The 17,694-nt window shown below is 70.7% G+C and carries 15 protein-coding genes, 1 tRNA gene and 1 pseudogene; 10 read left to right on the top strand and 7 right to left on the bottom strand.

Annotated elements, in window-relative coordinates; translation table 11 throughout:
- The first annotated feature begins 122 nt into the window (after positions 1-122).
- Together ADK64_RS02040 and ADK64_RS02035 are read left to right on the top strand one after the other, a co-directional pair.
- A complete protein-coding gene (locus ADK64_RS02040) occupies positions 123-1,262 on the top strand; it encodes a DUF475 domain-containing protein (protein WP_053654259.1) in 1,140 nt (379 codons plus the stop codon).
- An 89-nt stretch (positions 1,263-1,351) separates the two neighbouring features.
- Entirely contained in the window at positions 1,352-2,086 is a 735-nt protein-coding gene (locus ADK64_RS02035; RefSeq protein WP_053654257.1) for a TerD family protein, read from the top strand.
- Between the two features lie 18 nt (positions 2,087-2,104).
- On the opposite strand, the gene ADK64_RS02030 is transcribed toward ADK64_RS02035, so the two are convergent.
- Positions 2,105-2,896: a TerD family protein gene (locus ADK64_RS02030; RefSeq protein WP_053654255.1), complete on the bottom strand. Its 792-nt coding sequence runs from the start codon at positions 2,894-2,896 to the stop codon at positions 2,105-2,107.
- 185 nt (positions 2,897-3,081) lie between these two features.
- Here ADK64_RS02030 and ADK64_RS02025 point away from each other — a divergent pair, with 185 nt between their 5' ends.
- From ADK64_RS02025 to ADK64_RS46935, 3 genes and pseudogenes are all read left to right on the top strand, one after another.
- On the top strand, positions 3,082-4,248 hold the full coding sequence (locus tag ADK64_RS02025) for an HpcH/HpaI aldolase/citrate lyase family protein (RefSeq protein ID WP_053654253.1): 1,167 nt from the start codon (positions 3,082-3,084) through the stop codon (positions 4,246-4,248).
- 26 nt (positions 4,249-4,274) lie between these two features.
- Positions 4,275-6,687 (top strand): annotated as a pseudogene (locus ADK64_RS02020) (phosphoribosyltransferase).
- Positions 6,687-7,496, top strand: a complete 810-nt coding sequence (locus ADK64_RS46935; protein WP_053654251.1) for a hypothetical protein — start codon at positions 6,687-6,689, stop codon at positions 7,494-7,496. The pseudogene ADK64_RS02020 and the gene ADK64_RS46935 overlap by 1 nt, the downstream one beginning before the upstream one ends.
- Here ADK64_RS46935 and ADK64_RS02010 read toward each other — a convergent pair.
- Positions 7,493-7,702, bottom strand: coding sequence for an FmdB family zinc ribbon protein (locus ADK64_RS02010; RefSeq protein WP_053654249.1), 210 nt, complete (start codon positions 7,700-7,702; stop codon positions 7,493-7,495). The genes ADK64_RS46935 and ADK64_RS02010 overlap by 4 nt on opposite strands.
- A 293-nt stretch (positions 7,703-7,995) precedes the next feature.
- Here ADK64_RS02010 and ADK64_RS02005 point away from each other — a divergent pair, with 293 nt between their 5' ends.
- The 3 genes from ADK64_RS02005 (at position 7,996) to ADK64_RS01995 (ending at position 12,724) form a co-directional block, all read left to right on the top strand.
- On the top strand, positions 7,996-10,098 hold the full coding sequence (locus tag ADK64_RS02005) for a transglycosylase domain-containing protein (protein ID WP_078992449.1): 2,103 nt from the start codon (positions 7,996-7,998) through the stop codon (positions 10,096-10,098).
- 51 nt (positions 10,099-10,149) lie between these two features.
- Positions 10,150-11,436 carry a hypothetical protein gene (locus tag ADK64_RS02000; protein WP_053654247.1) on the top strand — a complete coding sequence of 429 codons (1,287 nt, stop codon included), beginning with the start codon at positions 10,150-10,152 and terminating at the stop codon, positions 11,434-11,436.
- A 175-nt stretch (positions 11,437-11,611) separates the two neighbouring features.
- Positions 11,612-12,724, top strand: a complete 1,113-nt coding sequence (locus ADK64_RS01995; protein WP_234384432.1) for an amidase domain-containing protein — start codon at positions 11,612-11,614, stop codon at positions 12,722-12,724.
- On the opposite strand, the gene ADK64_RS01990 is transcribed toward ADK64_RS01995, so the two are convergent.
- The 3 genes from ADK64_RS01990 to ADK64_RS01980 form a co-directional block, all read right to left on the bottom strand.
- Positions 12,712-13,263, bottom strand: coding sequence for a DUF4383 domain-containing protein (locus tag ADK64_RS01990; protein WP_053654243.1), 552 nt, complete (start codon positions 13,261-13,263; stop codon positions 12,712-12,714). The genes ADK64_RS01995 and ADK64_RS01990 overlap by 13 nt on opposite strands.
- Positions 13,264-13,349: 86 nt before the next feature.
- On the bottom strand, positions 13,350-14,741 hold the full coding sequence (locus ADK64_RS01985; protein ID WP_053654241.1) for a hypothetical protein: 1,392 nt from the start codon (positions 14,739-14,741) through the stop codon (positions 13,350-13,352).
- Between the two features lie 72 nt (positions 14,742-14,813).
- On the bottom strand, positions 14,814-15,584 hold the full coding sequence (locus tag ADK64_RS01980) for a DUF4097 family beta strand repeat-containing protein (RefSeq protein ID WP_053654239.1): 771 nt from the start codon (positions 15,582-15,584) through the stop codon (positions 14,814-14,816).
- A 217-nt stretch (positions 15,585-15,801) separates the two neighbouring features.
- Here ADK64_RS01980 and ADK64_RS01975 point away from each other — a divergent pair.
- Positions 15,802-15,873 (top strand) — tRNA-Val (locus ADK64_RS01975).
- Positions 15,874-15,917: 44 nt separating this feature from the next.
- Here the strand turns inward: ADK64_RS01975 and ADK64_RS01970 are convergent.
- Together ADK64_RS01970 and ADK64_RS01965 are read right to left on the bottom strand one after the other, a co-directional pair.
- Positions 15,918-16,253 (bottom strand): hypothetical protein, encoded by a 336-nt coding sequence (locus tag ADK64_RS01970; RefSeq protein ID WP_053654237.1) that lies wholly within the window; start codon positions 16,251-16,253, stop codon positions 15,918-15,920.
- Between the two features lie 62 nt (positions 16,254-16,315).
- Positions 16,316-17,224, bottom strand: a complete 909-nt coding sequence (locus ADK64_RS01965; RefSeq protein ID WP_053654235.1) for a ketopantoate reductase family protein — start codon at positions 17,222-17,224, stop codon at positions 16,316-16,318.
- A gap of 93 nt (positions 17,225-17,317) precedes the next feature.
- Between ADK64_RS01965 and ADK64_RS01960 the strand changes: the two genes are divergently transcribed.
- Positions 17,318-17,530, top strand: a complete 213-nt coding sequence (locus ADK64_RS01960) for a DUF2277 domain-containing protein (protein ID WP_078992448.1) — start codon at positions 17,318-17,320, stop codon at positions 17,528-17,530.
- Positions 17,531-17,694 lie beyond the last annotated feature (164 nt).

Genomic DNA, 17,694 nt, shown 5'->3' with positions numbered 1-17,694 from the left:
CCCTGAGCGGTACGGCGGGCAGGGTGCCCCTCTACACTCGTGGTCAACGTTTAGCAAAGCCGAGTACGGCGCGGGGGAGACCCTCCTCTGGGAGGTGCCCCCAGAACACGATTGGGTAGCCAGTGCTTCTGAAAACCTTCGGCTGGTCGTTCGCGGTCACCGCGCTCGGCCTCGTAGCCGCCGTCTTCTACGGAGGGTGGGAAGGCTTCGGGGTCGTGGCGATCCTCGCCGTCCTCGAGATCTCGCTGTCGTTCGACAACGCCGTGGTCAACGCCGGAATCCTGAAGAAGATGAATGCCTTCTGGCAGAAGATCTTCCTCACCGTCGGCGTCCTGATCGCCGTCTTCGGCATGCGGCTGGTCTTCCCCGTCGTCATCGTCGCCATCACCGCCAAGCTCAACCCGTACGACGCCGTCCACCTGGCCCTGACCGACAAGGACCAGTACCAGCAGCTGGTCACCGACGCCCACCCGGCGATCGCCGCCTTCGGCGGGATGTTCCTGCTGATGATCTTCCTGGACTTCATCTTCGAGGACCGGGACATCCAGTGGCTGCGCTGGATCGAGCGGCCGCTGGCCAAGCTCGGCAAGGTCGACATGCTGTCGGTCTGCATCGCGCTGATCGTCCTGCTGATCACCTCCTTCACCTTCGCCACCCACGCCCACCAGCACGGCGGCGCCCACATCGACAAGGCGCAGACGGTCCTGATCTCCGGCATCGCCGGCCTGATCACGTACATGATCGTCGGTGGTCTGTCCGGCTACTTCGAGGACAAGCTGGAGGAAGAGGAGGAGCGCGAGCACGAGGAGGAGGAAGAGGCCGCCCGCACCGGCAAGAAGAAGTCGGCCGTGCTGCTGGCCGGCCAGGCCGCGTTCTTCATGTTCCTCTACCTGGAGGTCCTGGACGCCTCCTTCTCCTTCGACGGCGTGATCGGCGCCTTCGCCATCACCAACGACATCGTCATGATGGCCCTCGGCCTCGGCATCGGCGCGATGTACGTCCGGTCGCTCACGGTCTATCTGGTCCGCCAGGGCACCCTCGACGACTACGTCTACCTGGAGCACGGCGCCCACTACGCCATCGGCGCCCTGGCCGTGATCCTCATGGTCACCATCCAGTACGAGATCAACGAGGTCATCACCGGCCTGGTCGGCGTCGTCCTGATCGGCTTGTCCTTCTGGTCCTCCGTCCGCCGCAACCGCGCGCTCGCGGCCACCGGCGAGGGCACCGACGAGATGGCCGAGATCTCCTCCGGGGTGTGACACCCCGGCCGGTGAGGAACGCTCTGAGCGGGGCGGCCGACAGGGTCGGCCGCCCCGACGGCGTTCACAAGAGCTACCTGGGGGCGGGAATGGGCTTCTTCGACGGGCTACGGGGCGCCAGCGCTGCCGATTTCGACTCGGGCAGCGCGTCGAGCAACGCCATCGAACTCACCAAGCGGCACCAGGCGGTGTCGCTCACCAAACAGGGCGCGTCCACCGGAAACCTGCGCGTCAACCTGACCTGGCGGATGCGCACCTCCGACTTCGACACCACCCAGCGCACCAGTCTCTTCCGCCATCCCTTCAAGGCCCTCAAGCCGCCGGAGGTGCTCGGCCACGGCCAGAGCATGGTCAACGTCGACCTCGACCTCGGCTGTCTGTACGAGCTGGCCGACGGCACGAAGGGCGTGGTCCAGCCGCTCGGCGGCTACCTCGGCGACGTCAACGCCCCGCCGTACATCAAGCTCAGCGGCGACGACCGGTTCGGCTCGGCGTCCGGCGAGACGATGTACGTCAATCTCGACCACCGCGACGCCATCAAACGCCTGCTGGTCTTCGTCTACATCTACGACCAGACCCCGGCGTTCGACCGTACCCACGCCGTCGTGACGCTGTACCCCAGCAACGGCCCCCGCATCGAGATAGGCCTCGACGAACGCCATCCCCAGGCCCGCTCCTGCGCGGTGGTCATGATCGAGAACGTGAAGGGCGAACTGGTGGTGCGCCGCGAGGTGAAGTTCGTCTACGGCTTCCAGGGCGAACTTGACCGCCTCTACGGGTGGGGACTGCAGTGGGGCAGGGGCTACAAGACCGTCGACCGGTGACCGGCCTCGTGTCCGGCCTCAGCGCCCGATGAACTGCGGACCCTGCGGCGGCAGCCGAAAACCCGGGTCCATGGGCCCCACGGACACCGGCACGGGCTGCGGGTACCCGTAGGCGGGCTGCCCCGACGCCGGCTGCGGATAGCCGTAGGCGGGCTGCCCCGAGGTCGGCTGCGGATAGCCGTAGGCGGGCGGCTGCTGCGGTACGGCGGCCGTCGGCTGCTCGGGCGGCAGCGGCTGGGACTGCCAGGGTTCCTGCGGCTCCGCCGCCTCCGACTCGTCCACCGAGATACCGAAGTCCGTCGCGAGCCCCCTCAGTCCGTCCTGGTACCCCTCGCCCAGTGCGCGGAACTTCCAGCCCTCCCCGCGCCGGTACAGCTCACCGCAGATCAGCGCCGTCTCCGCGCCGGTCTCCGGCTTGATGTCGAAACGGGCGAGCGGCTCCCCGTCGGCGGCCGCGTCGTACAGCAGGATGCACAGCGCCGGGACCTGGTCGAACGTGGTGCCGTCCGCCGAGGCGACCAGCAGGATGCGGCCGACACCGGGCTCGACGCCGGGAAGATCTGTCTGGATCGTGTCGGTCAGCCCCTCGGTGACCCGCTTCTTGCCGAGCCGCCACACCTTTCCGGACGGATGCCGGGGCTGGTTGTAGAAGACGAAGTCCTCGTCGGAGCGCACACGGCCGGCGGGGCCCAGCAGCAGCGCCGAGGCGTCCACGTCCGGGACCCCCTGCCCCGGAGTCCAGCGCAGCACGGCGCGGACCGTGGTGGCTTCCAGCGGGACGTTCGACCCCTTCGACATCGCGTGCGTCATGCGGTCATCCTGCCTTCTCGGTCCTGGTCACGACAATGCGGGGTGGTGCCGTCGAGGGCCGTCGACACAAGCGAGTTACCGGAAATTCATGCCCGTCGGGAACCCCGGACATGGATCCCTACGTACTATTACCGGCCACCTTTTACCGAACACACAGACTCGGGCCCGCGCCCATAGGGAGTCCTATGCGTCATTTCGGGCACATCGCCCCCGAGATGCGGCAGCGTCTTTTCCACCGGGAGCCCGGCGCGTTCACCGCCGGCTCTCCGGCCCGGCTGCTCGCCGCCGCCCTCGGTGCCACCCTGTACAGCCCGGCCACCCGGCCGAGGCTCGCCGACGACATCGTCAAACAGGCCGGGAACGGCGTGGTCTCGATGGTGCTGTGCCTGGAGGACTCGATCGACGACGCGGACGTCGCGGCCGGCGAGGACAACCTCGTCCGCCAGTTCGCCGACCTCGCCGCCCGACCCGGCCTCGAACCGCCGCTGCTCTTCGTCCGGGTGCGCGCCCCCGAGCAGATCCCCGACCTCGTGCGCCGGCTCGGCCCGTCCGTACGGCTGCTGTCGGGATTCGTGCTGCCCAAGTTCACCGAGGAGCGCGGCATCCCGTTCCTGGAGGCCCTGACGGCCGCCGAGGCCGGGAGCGGCCGCCGGCTGTTCGCCATGCCCGTCCTGGAATCCCCCGAGCTGCTCTACCGCGAGTCCCGCGTGGACACCCTGGAGGGCATCGCCCGCGCCGTCGACAAGTTCCGCGACCGCGTGCTCGCCCTCCGCCTCGGCGTCACCGACTTCTGCTCCTCGTACGGCCTGCGCCGCGCCCCCGACATGACCGCCTACGACGTCCAGGTCGTCGCCTCCGTGATCGCCGATGTCGTGAACATGCTGGGGCGGGCGGACGGCACCGGGTTCACCGTGACCGGCCCCGTGTGGGAGTACTTCCGGGTCTCCGAGCGCATGTTCAAGCCGCAGCTCAGGCAGAGCCCCTTCCTGGAGGTGCAGGCCGTCGAGCTGCGCGAGAAGCTGATCGAGCACGCCATGGACGGACTGCTGAGGGAGATCTCCCTCGACCAGGCCAACGGCCTGCTCGGCAAGACCTGCATCCACCCCTCCCATGTGCTGCCCGTGCACGCGCTGTCCGTGGTCAGCCACGAGGAGTACAGCGACGCCCAGGACATCCTGCGCCCGGAGCGGGGCGGCGGGGGTGTACTCCGGTCGGCCTACACGAACAAGATGAACGAAGTGAAGCCGCATCGCGCCTGGGCCGAGCGGACCCTGCTGCGTGCCGAGGCGTTCGGCGTGGCCCACGAGGACGTCGGCTTCGTGGAGCTGCTGGCCGCCGGTATCCGCGGTTGATCCTTCCCATTTCGTCCAAGGAACGCATGAAGAACGCAGTGAACGACGGGGTCTGGTCCGGCACCTGGGTCGCGGAGCGGCTCGGGGTCGAACTCGTGGGTGACGACGGGCTTCGGGCCATGCTCGGGCTCGCGCTGCGGCGCAACCCCAAGCGGGCCCACCTGCTCGTCTCGAACGTGCTCGGCAAGCACGTACCGCAGTCGCCGTCCGTGGTCTACGGACACGGGTTCCGGCTGGGCCGTAAGGTCGCCGAGCTGCTGGGCGAGGAGGCGGCCACCGCTGTCGTCCTCGGCTATGCGGAGACCGCGACGGGGCTCGGCCACGCGGTCGCCGACGGGCTCGGTGCCGCGCCGTACCTGCACTCCACGCGCCGGCCGGTGGCCGGGGTCGCCCGGGCGGGCGGGTTCGAGGAGTCGCACTCCCACGCCACGTCGCACCTGCTGCTGCCGGAGGATCCCTCGCTGCTGGCGGGCGAGGGCCCGCTGGTGCTGGTCGACGACGAGTTCTCCACCGGCAACACCGTGCTGAACACCATTCGCGACCTGCACGGACGGCATCCGCGCGGGCGGTACGTGGTGGTCGCGCTGGTCGATATGCGCTCCCCGGAGGACGTTGCGCGGATGAAGCGGTTCGCCGAAGAGACCGGCGCGCGGGTGGATCTCGTCGCCGCCGCGTCCGGGGCCGTACGACTGCCGGAGGGCGTGCTGGAGAAGGGGCAGGAACTGGTCGCACGGCATGACACGGCCCAGGAACCGTACGAGCGGTCGTGCGGAAACGGCCGCGTCACCCGCGTCGGCCTCCACTGGCCCCACCGCCTTCCCGACGGCGGCCGGCACGGATTCACCCCCGCCCACCGCGCCCGCCTCGAAGCGGCGCTCCCTGCCCGCCGATGCCCACCGCGTCCTCGTCCTCGGCTTCGAGGAGCTGATGTACGCCCCGCTGCGGATCGCCCGTGAGCTGGAGCAGGTGAGCCGGGCCGAGGTGCGGTTCTCCACCACGACCCGTTCGCCCGTTCTCGCGCTGGACGATCCCGGCTACGCGATACGCACCCGCCTGGTCTTTCCCGCCCACGACGACCCGGCCGACGGACCGGGCGAGCGGTACGCCTACAACGTCGCCGGCGCCGGTTTCGACGCCGTCGTCGCCGTGGTCGACTCCGTCGCCGACACCCCGGCCCTGCACGCGCCCGGCGGACTGCTGGCCGGCCTCGCCGCACACGCCCCGCACGTCCTGCTCGCGGTCATCCCGTCGTACGTCCCGCACGCTCCCGAAAGGCCGGTCATGCTGCCCGAGCCCCTCCGCGGCCCCGCATTCTCCTCGTACGCGCCCGAGGAGGTCGGCTGGCTGCTCCAGGACCTCTCCGAGGTCACCCTGGAGGCGCCGACCGAGGAGCGGGAGGAGGCCATCCAGAGCGGCGGGGCGCACTACGCCGAGTCGCTGCCGGTGGAGTACCAGCCCAGCGAGCAGTACCAGGAGCTGTTCCACACGGCCCTCGACGCGTCCGCCGGACGGATCGCGCAGGCCGTCGGGGTGGTGACCGAGACGGTGCTCGCCGAGCGGTCGCCGCGTCCGGTGCTGGTGTCGCTGGCCCGGGCCGGTACCCCGGTCGGCGTCCTGATGCGCCGCTGGGCGCAGTTCCGGCACGGTCTCGACCTTCCGCACTACGCCGTCTCGATCGTGCGCGGCCGGGGCATCGACGCCAACGCGCTGCGCTGGCTGGCCGCGCACCACGACCCCCGGGACGTCGTCTTCGTGGACGGCTGGACCGGCAAGGGCGCGATCACCCGTGAACTCGCCCAGGCGGTCGAGGAGTTCGAGAAGAGCGAGGGGGTCACCGGGTTCGATCCGGAGATCGCCGTCCTCGCCGACCCGGGTTCCTGTGTGCGCACCTACGGCACCCGCGAGGACTTCCTCATACCCTCGGCCTGCCTCAACTCCACGGTCTCCGGCCTGGTCTCGCGGACCGTCCTGCGCGCAGACCTGGTCGGTCCGGACGACTTCCACGGCGCCAAGTTCTACCGCGAACTCGCCGGCTCCGACGTCTCCGCGGCCTTCCTCGACGCGGTCTGCGCCCGCTTCCCCGAGGTCGCCGACACCGTCGCCGCCGCCGTCAAGGAGCTGATGGGCGAGGACCGTACCCCGACCTGGGCGGGCTGGCGGGCGGTCGAGCGGATCAGTGAGGAGTACGGCATCCACGACGTGAACCTCGTCAAGCCCGGCGTCGGCGAGACCACCCGGGTGCTGCTGCGCCGGGTGCCGTGGAAGATCCTCGCGCGCCAGGGGGCCGGTGCCGACCTGGACCACGTGCGACTGCTCGCCGAGCAGCGCGGGGTGCCCGTCGAGGAGGTCGGCGAACTGCCGTACACCTGCGTCGGGTTGATCCACCCCCAGTACACCCGGGGTGCGACGGGCGCCGACGGCCGGGCGGTGAACGTCTGATGCCGGTGCTGGTGGCGAGCGACCTCGACCGCACGCTGATCTACTCCTCGGCGGCCCTCGCGCTGACCATGCCGGATGCCCGGGCGCCCCGGCTGCTGTGCGTGGAGGTGCACGAGGCCAGGCCGCTGTCGTACATGACGGAGACGGCCGCGCAGCTGCTGACCGACCTCGGCGACGCGACCGTGTTCGTGCCGACCACGACCCGGACCCGCAAGCAGTACCAGCGGATCAACCTGCCGGGGCCGCCGCCCAAGTACGCGATCTGTGCCAACGGCGGCCATCTGCTGGTCGACGGGGTCACCGACGCCGACTGGCACACGGGGGTGCAGGCGCGCCTGGCGGACGAGTGCGCGCCGCTGGCACAGGTGCGTGAGCATCTGGAGCGTTCCGCCGACCCGGCGTGGGTGCGCAAGCACCGGGTCGCGGAGGATCTGTTCGCCTACCTCGTCGTCGAGCGCGAGCTGCTGCCCGAGGACTGGGTCAAGGAGCTGGCGGTGTGGGCGGAGGACCGGGGCTGGACGGTCTCGCTCCAGGGCCGCAAGATCTACGCCGTCCCGCAGCCGCTCACCAAGAGCGCGGCCGTCCGCGAGGTCGCCCGCCGCACCGGCGCGGAACTGACCCTGGCCGCCGGTGACTCCCTGCTGGACGCCGACCTCCTCCTGGCCGCCGACCGGGGCTGGCGCCCGGGACACGGCGAGCTGGCGGACACGGACTGGACGGCCCCGGCGATCAGCGCCCTGCCGGAACGGGGGGTCATGGCGGGGGAGCGGATCGCACGGGAGTTCCTGAGGGCGGCACGGCAGGGCTAGCCGCAGCACCCTCCACCGCAGCACCCGCCCCCGCCGCCCCCACCCGCGGCGGGGGCGGCCGTTCCGCCCACGGCGACGGCCGACAGCAGCTTCACCGTGTCGGCGTGTCCCGCGGGGCAGTTCGCGGGGTCGGCGGACTGCGCCATGGGGCGGCTGAGTTCGAAGGTGGCGCCGCAGGTCCGGCAGCGGTACTCGTAGCGAGGCATGGGCCCAGGTTAACCGTCGTGGCCGGGAATCCGGTGCGCCAATCCCTGTCGAACGACCATCCTCACAGACACATGTGTGAGGGTTTCGAAAATGCGGCTGATAGCTTGTTTCCGCCGTTGTGAGAACGCTCAGCTCACCGCGCGAGCAAGAGCGAGTGCGGAGGGGAGACGCCGTCTTGAGTGACGCGTCGGGGGGACAGGACCGTTCCCAAGAGGGAGACCGTGGCGAGGAGTTGCCCGATGCCGAGGAGACCCTGCATCTGAGGGTCGGTGACGTCCGGCCGGACGAGACCATGCAGCTGCGGGTGCCCGCGCCGCCGGAGCCGCGGCCCGGGCAGGGCGGACGGGCCGAGCGGCGGCGCGATGCGCGCCCCTCCGGGCGGCAGCGTGCCGTGGAAACGGCCCGCCGGCTGCTCGCGCCGCTCGCCCCCCTGGCGCCCTACGCGCGCCGCCTCGCGCCCTACGCACGCCGGCTGAAGCCCGTCTATCCCCGTCCGGGCCGCACGGGCTGGCGGCGCTGGATGCCCTCCTGGCGCCAGTGGATCGGCGGTGTCCTCGCCTCGTTCGGTCTGCTCGGCGCCTTCCTCGTGACCGCGTACGCGATGACCGACATACCGAGCAACCTGAACTCGTACGCCACCCAGCAGGACAACGTCTTCTTCTGGTCCGACGGCACGCCCATGGCCCGTACGGGCTGGGTGCAGCGGCAGGCCATGCCGCTGAAGGACATACCCGTCAACGTCCGTTGGGCCGTCCTGGCCGCCGAGAACGAGAGCTTCTACTCGGATCCCGGCATATCCGTCAAAGGCATCACCCGGGCGCTGTACCGGACCGTGGGCGAGGGGGACACCGAGGGCGGTTCCACCATCACCCAGCAGTACGTCAAGAACGTCTATCTCACCCAGAACCAGACCGTCAGCCGCAAGTTCACCGAGGCGATGATCGCCCTCAAGCTCGACAACAAGATGAGCAAGGACAAGATCCTCGAGGGCTATCTCAACACCAGCTGGTTCGGCCGGGGCACCTACGGCATCCAGCGCGCCGCCCAGGCCTACTACGGCAAGGACGTCAGCAAGCTCAACGTCTCCCAGGCGGCCATGCTCGCGGGCCTGCTCAAGGGCGCCGGCCTGTACGACCCCACCCTCGGCAAGGCCAACCACCAGCGGGCCGTGGCGCGCTGGAAGTGGATCCTCGACCGCATGGTCAAGATCGGCAAGCTGTCGCCGCAGGAGCGGGCCAAGTACACGACCTTCCCGGAGCCGCTGAAGACCAACCCGCTGTACAACACGGGTGAGCAGAGCGACTACCTGGTGGAGCTGGCGTCGAGCTACGCCAAGAAGGCCGGGCATCTGACCGACAAGCAGTTCGACCTGGGCGGCTACCAGATCTACACGACCTTCGACCGCAAGCGCGAGAAGGACCTCACCGACGCCGTCGCCAAGGCCCGCAAGCAGGCCGCGCACAGCACCCCGGACGCGGCGAAGAACGCCCACTACGGCGCCTCCTCGGTGGCCGCCGACGGCCGGATCCTCGCGGTCTACGGCGGCCCGGACCACCGTACGCAGGGCTACAACGAGTCCAACGCGGCCACCGTCCCGGCCGGCACCGCCTTCCTGCCGTTCGTCTACGCCGCCGGGCTGGAGCACGGCGTCCACACGACCCGCGGCGGGCCCGCCACCCCGGTGACCCCGCAGAGCGTCTACGACGGCGACGACAACATTCCCGTCACCACCCCCGAGGGGCCGTACTGGGACCGCAGCGGCAAGAAGGTCGCCGCGCGCAACGACGGCGGCAAGTCGTACGGGAAGATCACCCTGCGCCAGGCGCTCGCCCGGTCGGTCAACACCCCGTTCATGCAGCTCGGCATGGACACCGGCCTGGACCAGGTGCGACAGACCGCCGAGGCCTCCGGGCTGCTGTCCGACAGCATCGGCCCACAGGTGCCCGCGCTGTCGATGGGCAACTCGACGCCCAGCGCGATCCGGATGGCGAGCGGGTACGCCACGTTCGCCGCCGGCGGCAACCACACCGAGCCGTACTCGGTGGGCCGGATCACCCGCAACGGCGCGCCGGTCGCCCTGGCCACTCCGCACCCAAGGCGCGCGGTCGGCGCCCAGGTGGCCCAGGAGGTCACCGACGCGCTCACCGACTCCTTCCGCGCCGCCCACCCGACCACCGCCGCCGGCCGGCCCGGGGTGGCGGGGAAGGCCGGCACCACCGCGGACGACACCGCCGCCTGGTACGCCGGTACGGACGACTCCGTGTCCACCGCGGTCGTCGTCTACCGGATGGACCTGGCGAAGTCCCTGGAGCCGCTGCCGCTCCAGGGGCTGGCCGGAACGTCCGCCGACAGCGTGCCGTACCGCCTCTGGTCGGCCGCCATGGGACTGGGCTGACCCGGCCCACCGCACCCGCACCCGCCGCCCCCTTCGCAGATTGAGCCGCGCATGTCCCGCAAGAAGTCGCCGCGCCGCCGACAAGCACCCGCCCCGGCCCTCATACGCCGGCCGCAGGTCCTGACGCTGGCCGCCTTTCTCGTCGTCGCCTCACTGGTGGCCGGGTACCTGGCCCTGACCCGCACGGACCGCACCAGCCCGACCGCCTCCGCCGACCCGCAGCCGAAGCAGACCGCTTCCCCGGGGCCCAGCCCGAGCGCCTCCTGGGACGGCAGGACGAAGATCCTCGGGGACGGTTCCACCTCCTACACCGGCCCGCAGAAGGGCACGTTGAAGCCGGTGCCGCTCAAGCCCGGCGAGAAGCCGCCCCAGTTCGTCGTCTTCTCCTGGGACGGCGCCCTGGAGGGCGACGACCATCTCTTCTCGCACTACCGGGAGATGGCCCAGCGGTACAACGCCCACATGACCTTCTTCCTCACCGGCATCTACCTGCTGCCCAAGAGCAAGAAGGACCTGTACCACGGCCCGATGCACAACCCCGGTGACGCCGCCATCGACTACCCCACCGACGAGCACATCCGCACCACGCTGGAGCAGCTGCGCCTCGCCTACGAGCAGGGCAACGACATCGGCACCCACTTCAACGGCCACTTCTGCGGCGCCAAGGGCGGCGGCGACTGGAGCGTCGAGCAGTGGAAGAGCGAGATCGACCAGTTCTACTCCTTCGTGGAGAACTGGAAGACCAACACCGGCTACAAGGACATCCCCGCCCTGCCCTTCGACTTCAAGCAGGAGGTCACCGGCGGCCGCGCCCCCTGTCTGGAGGGCCAGCCCAACCTGCTGAAGGCCATCAAGAGCTACGGCTGGCGCTACGACGCCAGCTCCCCGGGCGACTTCCAGATCTGGCCCGCCAAGAAGAACGGTGTCTGGGACTTCCCGCTCCAGATGCTCCCGTACGAGAACGGCAAGTTCCAGGGCCTCTCGATGGACTTCAACTTCCTCTACAACCAGTCGAACGGCGAGACCGACGGCGACCCGGCCAAGTACTCCCAGTGGGAACAGCAGACCGTCGACTCGTACATGGCCGGCTTCAACCGGGTCTACTACGGCAGCCGCGCCCCGCTGTTCATCGGCAATCACTTCGAGCACTGGAACGGCAGCATCTACATGAAGGCCATCGACCAGATCATCCCGAAGATCTGCACCAAGAAGGGCGTCAAGTGCGTGTCCTTCAAGGAGCTGGCCGACTGGATGGACGTACAGAAGCCGGCGACGCTCGCCGCGCTGCGCGGCCTCGACCCGGCCCAGTCGCCGGACTGGTCGACGGTCGTCAAGTGACAAGCGGATAACAGCGGTTCCACTTGTGCAGCCCCCTTCACACCCGTCACACGTTTCATGCGAGGATGCCTAACCCCCGGTAGGTGTACCGGCATAGAGGGGAACATCATTGAGATCGAGAAAACTGAGCCGTAAGCGGCGCCGCGCCACCATAGTCGGCGCCGCGGCAGCCTCGCTGGTCGCCGGCGTGGCCCTGGTGCCCAACTGGAGCGCGGGCGCCGCCGTCACCGACGACCCGACGGTGGACGCGGCCACCAAGGCGACCTTCCAGCGGCTGGCGGACGCGGTGTTCACCGACCGTACGCAGGCCCTCGTGGACGGCGCCGGAAGCGCGGGCACGCGGCACACGTCCGGCTTCTCCGGGTCGGTGCGCCTGTCCGGCGGGCAGACGCACGAGCAGACCTCCGCCCTGACCACGCTGCGCGCCCGCAAGAGCCTGCTCGCCAAGCTCGGCGAGAAGTACAAGGCCGGCAGCACGAAGGTCACGCTGGACGCCACGCACGTGGCCGGCCGGCGCGCCCAGGTCGCCGTCACCGAGACGACGACGCTGACCTACGACAAGGCGACGGCCAAGGGGCCGAAGACCACCGGCTTCCAGGCCCACCACGAGCTGACCTTCAAGGCGGACCGCCAGGGCGACTGGCAGCTGACCGGCATCAAGGACACCGACGACGGCTACCTCGCCGTGAACCAGGTGGCCACGCCGTCGGTCGCCAAGGCGAAGACGACCGCCGACGACGGGCCGCCGGACGCGCCCCGCGCCTCCACCAGCCGATTCGGTGCGGCCAACCCCAAGAACTTCTCCGCCTCCGGCTACGACTACCAGGCCATGGTCGCGTACGCGCAGGAGTACTGGAACAACTACAACCCGGCCTACCCGGACTACAACGGGCAGGGCGACGGCGGCGACTGCACCAACTTCGTCAGCCAGGTGCTGAAGGCGGGTGGTTGGAAGCACGTCCCGGGCTACACGAACGACTTCCACAAGTGGTTCGGCACCGCCGACATCCAGTCGGACTCGTTCGTCGGCGTCAACGAGTTCTCCTGGTTCGCGCTGTCCTCCAAGCGGGTCACGCCCCTCGCCAACGTCTACCAGCTGGACGTCGGTGACGTGCTCCAGATGGACTTCAACCGGGACGGGTCCAAGGACCACTCGATGATCGTCACCTACCGCGACCGCTACGGCGTGCCGTACGTGACGTACCACTCGACCAACACCTACAACCGGTCGGTGGCCAGCCTCGTGGCGTCCTACCCGAACGCGTACTACTACGCCTACCGCACCTGATCGCCCTGGTCGGGCTCGCCCTGTCCCACCCGCTGCCCCGCCTCGGGGTGCCGGTAGCGCCAGTACGGGTTGTCGTGGGGCAGGGTCGAGCCGACCCGGCCGTACATGCCGAAGGTCATCAGCAGCAGGCCCACGACGAAGCTGAAGAACACGTTCTGGATCTTGAACGCCAGGAAGTTGTGCGTGGTGTCCAGCAGACCGAGGAACAGGAAGCCGGCCAGCAGGAACAGCACCCCGAACACCATGTTCAGCGTGGACGCGACGTTTCCGCCGACGGCCATGCCCGCGATGAGGATCGCGCCGACGACGATCGACAGCACGCTCAGCGAGCCGTTGGCGTTCAGCCCCGCGACGGTCGCCCCGCCGGTGTTGAAGAAGCCGATGTGGTCGAGCAGGCCCAGGATCCCGAAGACGACGAGGAACGCGCCGATCAGACCCGCGCCGATCCGGTAGACCGTGTTCAGCCGGTGGTCGACGGGCAGATGCTGATCGAACCTCATCCGCTCCCGCGGCTTCGTGTGCACTGCGTGTGTGGCCATGTCCGCCTCCCTCAGGCGTGTAGCGGAGGCCGTGCGCTCCCCTCAATATCCGCCCGCCCCAGCGGATCCGGCAACAGCAGCGCCCCTCAGTGCCCCCCGCCCCGCTGCTCCCGGATCCCGGTCACCACCCGCGCCACCGCCTGCCGGACGGCGTCCGTCTCGGTCAGGAAGTGCCAGTAGTCGGGGTGGCGCCCCTGAAGCGTGCCGATCGCCCGTTCCAGCCGGGCCACCGCGTCGTCCAGGGGCCGGGCGTGCCGTGGGTCGGGGGTCGTGCGGCCCGTCATGGCCAGCCGCTGGGCGTCCCGGATCGCGAACCGGGTCCGCTCGATCTCCGCCTGCGGATCCTTCTGTACGGCGTTGAGCCTGGCCAGCCGGTCGCCCGCGGCCGACACGGCCTCGTCGGTGGTGTTCAGCAGCGCCCGTACGGTCGACAGCAGCGACGTGGCGTCCGGCCAGCGCTGGGCCTCCCGGGCGGACTGCGCCTCGCGGAGCTTCAGCTCGGCCTGCTCCACGTTCCTGGCGGCCTGCTCGGGCACGTGCTGGAGGTCCTGCCAGCAGGCCGCCGCGAACCGGCGCCGCAGCTCGCTCAGCACCGGGTCCACCTGTCCGGCCCGTGTGGTCAGCGCCTGCGCCCTGGTCCGCAGCGAGACCAGCCGGTGGTCGATCTCGGCTGCCAGCTCCGGCAGCCGCTCGGCCTCGGCCCGGATCGCCCCGGCCTCCCGCTGCACCCGCTCGGCCCGCTCCAACGTCGCCGCGACCCCGTGCTGCCCGGCGCCCTGGTTCAGCCGCGTCAGCTCCGGGGACAGCGCGGCGAGCCGGCCGGCCAGGTCATCGGCCCTGAGCCCGCGCTCGCGTACGGAGTCCAGGCCGTTACTCGCGGCCAGCAGCGCCTGCCGGGCCCGCTCCACGGCGGGTGCCAGCCGGGCCAGCTGGGTCTCGGCCGTGCCGAGCAGCGGCCCGAGCGAGCTGCCGAACCGGTCCAGCTCCTGCTTGGCGCGCAGCAGCTCGTCCTTGGCGGCGGTCAGCTCGGAGCGCGCGCGGGACGCGGCCGAGGCCTCCAGGTCGTCCCGGTCGAGGTCGTGGGCGTCGACGGCCTGGATGTAGCGCTGGCTGACCTCGTCGATCCGCCGGCCCAGCGCCTCGAAGTCGCTCGCGGCACGCCGGGCGGCGGGGGAGTCGTCCACGGCCGTGATGGTCTCGACGGAGATCCTCAAGTCCCGCTGGGCGCTGTCCAGTTCGTAGAACGCGGCCGCCGCGGCGTCCTTCGCGGCCTGCGCCTCGGCCCGCTGGCTCTCCGCCCGGCCGCCGAACCAGCGCCGGGTGCCGCCGCCGGCGAACGCGGCGGGCAGCGCGAGCGCGGCCAGCACCGGCAGGGTCAGCAGGGTAAGGGTGTCGCGCAGCGCAGCGGACCCGTTCCGGGCCCCTGCGGTCGACGGCGGGTACGTCCGCGTCGCTGGCGTGCCCGGTGTCGCCGTCACATCCCTCTCCCGTACTGGTCCGCCGTGGGTGGTCTCATTCTCCCACCCGTGGAGGACGAACACACGGGCCGGTCAGTTCGCCGTACGGACCGTGACCTTCCCGTTCGAGGACCCGGCCGACACGGTGTGCGGGCTCCTGTCGTCCCGGGGCACGGACACCGAGACGGCTCCGTTGTCCGAGTGGGCCTTCACGTGGTACGTGGCGCGGGGCAACGCGATGGTCACCGCGCCGTTGTAGCTGGTGGCGTCCACCTGATCCGGTACGCGGCCGAGGGTGAGGCCGACGGCGCCGTTGGCGGCCTCGGCGTGCACCCGCTGCGCGGAGACCTCCGCGCGGAGCGAGCCGTTGTCGGAGCGCAGGTCCAGCGGACCGGTGGAGTCGGTGACGTGCACGGCACCGTTGCTGGTGTGGATGCCCAGGGCGTCGGCGAACCCGCGCGCCCGCACGCTCCCGTTCCCGTCGTCGACGTTGACCGCGACCCCCTGGGGCACCTCGACGCGGTACTTGGCCGCGCAGTCGGCGATGAACCCGTTGCAGTGCATGCGCAGCTTCAGCCGGTCGCCCTGGAAGGACCAGCTCACCCCGGGGCTGCCCCCGACGACGACCCTCCCCTTGAACCACCGCGTGACCTGGACCGTCCCCGCCTTGTTCCCCCGCGCGGCGACGATCTCCAGTGCCGCGTCGTCGGAGTCGACGGTGAGCGTGCGGCCGTGCAGTGCGAAGGACCGGTGGTCGGGGTGCTTGTCGTCGTCGGCGGAGGCGCCGCAGGCGCTCACCCCCGCGACGAGTACCCCGGTGACCACGGTCATGGCGGCGGCGCGGGCAGGAACGGAACGGGCCATGCGATCTTTCTCCCCCTGGGCCGGACCGCCGGCTGCGGCGGCCCGAGTGTGTCGGTCGGCGACGACGCTAATTGATCTTCGCGCTGCCGGGAATCCGGAAGGCTCCCGGCCCGGGGGTGGGGTTAGCCCCCCTGTGGCCCGCCGGAACGGGTTTGCGATACACCGGCCCCGGCAAGGTAGGCTGTCGACTCGTCCTGGGCGTGAGCCCGGGTGTTCGGGGTGCGTAGCTCAGGGGTAGAGCGCCTGCCTTACAAGCAGGATGTCGGCGGTTCGAAACCGTCCGCGCCCACCGGCGAGAAGCCCCCGGCCGCACGGCCGGGGGCTTCTCCTTTTCTACTCCTTCGTCCGTTCGCGGGCGTGCTTCAGCCGGGTGCGGGTCTCCACCCGGTCCGCCGCCGCGACCTCGGCCCAGAAGCGGTGGGTGCTGACGAACACCGCCAGCTCGTGCTCGCGTCGGCGCAGCTTCTCCACCTCGGCCTGCTCGTCCTCCGTCCAGCCCGGGGACGCGGGCCGCTCCACCTGGCGCCAGCCGGTGTCGTCGCTGAACCCGTCCATCGGCTCGACCGACCAGGGCAGCCGCTTGAGCAGGGCCGACAGCTCTGCCCTGACCTGATGCAGCTCCTCCTGCCCGGCGAGGAGGTCACTGGGGAATTCATGGGTCGTAGCCACGCGGCAATGCTACGCCTGTTCGATTTTGGGAGGCGAGCTCCTTCGGGGGGTCCGGGGGAGGTTCAGCCGAACGGGTGGCCGGCCGCCCGCAGCTCGTCGATCAGGCGGGCCGCCACCGGTGCCGGGACCCCGTGCCGGCCGGCGGCGCGCAGCAGCGCCCCGCCGATGGCGTCGAGTTCCAGCGGGCGGCCCGCCTCGGCGTCACGCTGCATGGACGACTTGGCGCCGGGCGGGAAGGCGTCGTACCGGGCCAGCGCCTGGGCCGGGTCGGCGGGGGCACCGCAGGCGCGGCTGACCGCGGCGGTCTCGGCGACCAGGGCCTCCAGTTCCGCGCGGTGCCGGGTGCGGACCTCGCCGAGCGGAAGGCCGTACCGGGTGGTGAGCAGTGCGAACGGGGCCAGGAACGCCATCTTGGCCCACAGTGCCGCCGTCTCGTCCTCGACCACGCGGGCGGTCGTACCGGCGGCGGTCAGGTCGGCGGCGAAGGCGTCCAGACGGGCGCGGGGTACGCCGTCCCCGGCGAGGTCGATCTCCGTGAACGGGCTGCCGTGCTCGATCACACCGGGGCAGACCCGGGTGGACTCCACGCGGATCACCGCCGGGGCGACCCGGTCGGGGCGGTAGCGCTCGCGCAGCGCGGCGGGGTGTTCGACGCCGTTCAGCAGCGGTACGACCAGGGCGTCGCCGAGCACGGCCGGCGGCACCCGCGTGAGGGCCGCGTCGAGCGCGGTGTGCTTGACGGCGATCACGCAGGCGTCCACCGGTTCGCGCAGCTCGGTGTCCGCCCCGACGGACGCGGTGAACTCGCCGAACTGCGCGCTGCGGACGGTGATTCCGGTACGGCGCAGGGTGTCGGCCGTGGAGTCCTGCGCCAGGCAGACGACGCGGTGGCCGCAGCGGGAGAGAAGGGCGGCGAGGAGACCCCCCGTGCCGCCCGGGCCGAGGATGGCCACGGTGCTCTTGGTTGCCATGAGGCTGTTCCTTTCGACGGTCGGCCCCGGGAGTCGGTGGCCGCCTTCACCGTGATCATCGCAGGCGTGCGCCGGGTGCGGGAGACTGAGGACATGTGCCGGAGTATCAAGACGCTGCGCCCACCCGTCCTGCCCGGCGAGGCCACGGACGAGGACATCCACGCCGCCGCGCTGCAGTACGTACGCAAGGTCTCGGGCTTCCGGGCCCCCGCCGCCCACAACCGCGAGGTCTTCGACAGGGCGGTGGCGGCGGTGGCGCAGGCGACGGCGGAGCTGCTCGGGGGCTTGGAGGTCCGGGGCAGGTAGCGCCTTGAAGGGCCGCGGGGCTGTACCGATATGCGGCTCCGCCGCGTGATCGATGTGCGGCTCCACCGCGTGGGCGCGAGCGACCACAATGCACCCGCAGCCCGACAAATCCGCGCACCACCTCCCACACTCCGCATCACTCGGTCCACAGCCAGGGCCGTTCG

The sequence above is a fragment of the Streptomyces sp. MMG1121 genome, assembly GCF_001280015.1.
Taxonomy (GTDB): Bacteria; Actinomycetota; Actinomycetes; order Streptomycetales; family Streptomycetaceae; genus Streptomyces.
The sequence above is the reverse complement of the archived record's forward strand: the minus strand, read 5'-3'. Positions and strand labels throughout refer to the sequence as shown.

What these genes read in the sequence shown, in the direction of transcription:
- ADK64_RS02035 (WP_053654257.1), top strand. Translation starts at nt 1,352, where the DNA reads ATGGGCTTCTTCGACGGGCTACGGGGCGCCAGCGCTGCCGATTTCGAC.
- ADK64_RS02030 (WP_053654255.1), bottom strand. Translation starts at nt 2,896, where the DNA reads ATGACGCACGCGATGTCGAAGGGGTCGAACGTCCCGCTGGAAGCCACC.
- ADK64_RS02025 (WP_053654253.1), top strand. Translation starts at nt 3,082, where the DNA reads ATGCGTCATTTCGGGCACATCGCCCCCGAGATGCGGCAGCGTCTTTTC.
- ADK64_RS46935 (WP_053654251.1), top strand. Translation starts at nt 6,687, where the DNA reads ATGCCGGTGCTGGTGGCGAGCGACCTCGACCGCACGCTGATCTACTCC.
- ADK64_RS02010 (WP_053654249.1), bottom strand. Translation starts at nt 7,702, where the DNA reads ATGCCTCGCTACGAGTACCGCTGCCGGACCTGCGGCGCCACCTTCGAA.
- ADK64_RS02005 (WP_078992449.1), top strand. Translation starts at nt 7,996, where the DNA reads ATGCAGCTGCGGGTGCCCGCGCCGCCGGAGCCGCGGCCCGGGCAGGGC.
- ADK64_RS02000 (WP_053654247.1), top strand. Translation starts at nt 10,150, where the DNA reads ATGTCCCGCAAGAAGTCGCCGCGCCGCCGACAAGCACCCGCCCCGGCC.
- ADK64_RS01990 (WP_053654243.1), bottom strand. Translation starts at nt 13,263, where the DNA reads ATGGCCACACACGCAGTGCACACGAAGCCGCGGGAGCGGATGAGGTTC.
- ADK64_RS01980 (WP_053654239.1), bottom strand. Translation starts at nt 15,584, where the DNA reads ATGGCCCGTTCCGTTCCTGCCCGCGCCGCCGCCATGACCGTGGTCACC.
- ADK64_RS01965 (WP_053654235.1), bottom strand. Translation starts at nt 17,224, where the DNA reads ATGGCAACCAAGAGCACCGTGGCCATCCTCGGCCCGGGCGGCACGGGG.
- ADK64_RS01960 (WP_078992448.1), top strand. Translation starts at nt 17,318, where the DNA reads ATGTGCCGGAGTATCAAGACGCTGCGCCCACCCGTCCTGCCCGGCGAG.